The sequence below is a fragment of the Streptomyces sioyaensis genome, from assembly GCF_004122735.1.
GTDB lineage: Bacteria > Actinomycetota > Actinomycetes > Streptomycetales > Streptomycetaceae > Streptomyces > Streptomyces sioyaensis.
This window is the reverse complement of record NZ_SDIF01000258.1, coordinates 1-2,467: the sequence shown is the minus strand read 5'-3', so window position 1 is coordinate 2,467 and position 2,467 is coordinate 1. Positions and strand designations below refer to the sequence as shown.

2 protein-coding genes are annotated in these 2,467 nt (G+C 68.8%); one reads left to right on the top strand and one right to left on the bottom strand.

The window, feature by feature from the left end; genetic code table 11:
* Positions 1 to 552: 552 nt before the first annotated feature.
* The gene (locus tag EST54_RS33665; protein WP_129251457.1) at positions 553 to 1,560 is read right to left on the bottom strand and encodes a stage II sporulation protein M; all 1,008 of its coding nucleotides are present in this window, start codon (positions 1,558 to 1,560) and stop codon (positions 553 to 555) included.
* Positions 1,561 to 1,672: 112 nt separating this feature from the next.
* On the opposite strand from EST54_RS33665, the gene EST54_RS33660 reads away from it, so the two are divergent.
* A partial coding sequence (locus EST54_RS33660; RefSeq protein ID WP_135796921.1) for an RDD family protein occupies positions 1,673 to 2,467 on the top strand: 795 nt, incomplete at its 3' end.

Genomic DNA, 2,467 nt, shown 5'->3' with positions numbered 1-2,467 from the left:
CACGCTGTTGAGTTCTCAAGGAACGGACGCTTCCTTTGTGCCTGTTTCACCAGGCTCTCCGGGCGCTTCCCTTCGGTCTTGCGTTTCCGACTCTATCAGATCCTTGCGGGCCCGATTTTCGCCGGTGCGTTTCCGCCTTTCGGCTTCTTCGCGTTTCCAACCTTACCAGATCCGTTTCCGTGTCCGGCGCCCTGTTGGAGCGGGCTCGGCCGTTTAGCTTTCGCTTTTCGGCCTTTCCGACTCTATCAGATCCGATTCGTGCCGATGTCGGCTCGAATTTGTTTCCGAGTCCCCGTCGGAGGGGGCTTGCCTTTTGGCTTTTCCGACTTTACCAGAAAGGCATTCGGTCGAATTCATCGACCGGGGCTTCCGGTAAGTGGTCGGTTGCGCTTCGCCGAATTGAAGTTCCGGCCGAAGCGGAGAAGATGCTAGCCGTCGCGGATGAACTTGTCCAGTTCGTTGCAACCGTTCGAATCTACCTCCCCCTGCTGCCCGTGTCAACGGGTTCTGGGGCAAAGAGGAGATTAGCAGGTCAGCGGGGCTGGATGCACATCACGCCGCCGTTGGGAGGACGGCCTCGCGGTCGGCGAGCTCGACGTCGCCGGTGGCTCCGGCACGTACGGCGCGGCCGCCCAGTACATAGACGTACAGGAGGAAGGCCGCCTCGGCGGTGATGCCGATGCCGATGCGGGCCCAGGTGGGCAGGCCGGAAGGGGTGACGAAGCCTTCGAGTGCGCCGGAGATGAAGAGGACGGCGGCGAGTCCGATGGCGACGCCGAGGGCGGAGCGGCCTTCCTCCGCCAGGGCCGTACGTCGGGTGCGCGGGCCCGGATCGATGAGGGTCCAGCCCAGGCGGAGGCCGATGCCGGCGGCGATGAAGACGGCGGTCAGTTCGAGGAGGCCGTGCGGGAGGATCAGGCCGAGGAAGGTGTCCAGGCGGCCCGCTGAGGACATCAGACCGATGCCGACGCCCAGATTGAGCATGTTCTCGAAGAGGATCCACAGGACCGGGAGGCCGACAAAGGCGCCGAGGACGAGGCACATGGCGACGGCCTGGGCGTTGTTCGTCCATACCTGGGCGGCGAAGGATGCCGCGGGGTGGCTGGAGTAGTACGTCTCGTATTCGCCGCCGGGGCGGGTCATGTTGCGGAGGTCGTCCGGGGCGCCGATCGCCGCTTGGACCTCCGGGTGGGCGGCTATCCACCAGCCCAGGAGGGCGGCGACCGCGGTGGAGAGGATCGCGGTGGGGATCCACCAGTGGCGCAGGCGGTAGACCGCTGCCGGGAACGCCGTGGTGAAAAAGCGGGCGGTGTCGCGCCAGGAAGCCTTGCGGGCGCCGGTGACCGTACTGCGGGCGCGTGCCACAAGAGAGGTGAGGCGGCTGGTCAGCGCGGGGTCGGGGGCGCTGGAAACGAGGAGGGAGAGGTGGGTGGTCGTGCGCTGGTAGAGGGCGACCAGTTCGTCGGCCTCGGCTCCGGTGAGGCGGTGCTTGCGGTGCAGCAGAGTTTCCAGGCGGTCCCAGTCGGCGCCATGGGACGTGACGAAGACATCGAGGTCCATCTGGTGTCGCTCCTCGCAGCGCCGTGGGTAGGTGCCGGTCAGCTTGGCAGACTGGCCGTGCCCGGCGTGGGGTGGGCGGGATTTCGGGGATCGAGAGGGAGTGGGGCGCGGCGTGAGTGAGCTCGTAACGGGTGAAGCGGTGGTGCTCGGGCTGCGGCCGGCCCGGCTGGCGAGCCGGGGACTGGCGGTGGCGGTCGATGTGGCCGTGGCGTGGGTGAGCTACATCGCCATTTCGCTGATGTCGGTGAGCGCGACGTCGTCGATGGACAGTGCGGCGGTGGCGGCCGTATCCGTGGCGTCGTTCCTGTTGGTGCAGGTCGGGATACCGATCGTCGTCGAGACGCTGAGCCAGGGCCGGTCCCTGGGGAAGGTGATCTGCGGGCTTCGGGTCGTACGGGAGGACGGCGGACCGATCCGGTTCCGGCATGCGCTGGTGCGCGGTGCCATGGGAGCCATCGAGATCGTGCTGACGATGGGGGTGGTGGCGGCCATCGCGTCGCTGGTGTCGGCGCGCGGGCGGCGGCTGGGGGATGTGTTCGCGGGGACGCTGGTCATACGGGAGCGGATGCCGGTGGCGCGGGCCGGTACGGCGCTGCCGCCTCCGCCTCCGTGGCTGGTGGCGGAGCTCGGGGGGCTGGATCTGTCGCGGGTGCCCGACGGGTGGTGGTTGACGGTACGGCAGTACCTGGCGCGGAGGGGGCAGCTGGATCCGCAGGCGGGCGGGGCGATGGCCGGGCGGCTGGCGGAGGACCTGCGGGGGTTCACCGGGGTGCCGGGGCCTGCGGGGGTGCATCCGGCGGCGTATCTGGCGGCGGTGGTCGGGGAGCGGCAGGCACGGGAGTCGCAGCGGGCGTTCGGGGTGTCGGGCGTGGCCGGGGCGTCCGGTGTGGCCGGGGTGGCCGGGGTG

Coding starts and splice junctions, on each gene's coding strand:
- EST54_RS33665 (WP_129251457.1), bottom strand. CDS start 1,560: ATGGACCTCGATGTCTTCGTCACGTCCCATGGCGCCGACTGGGACCGC.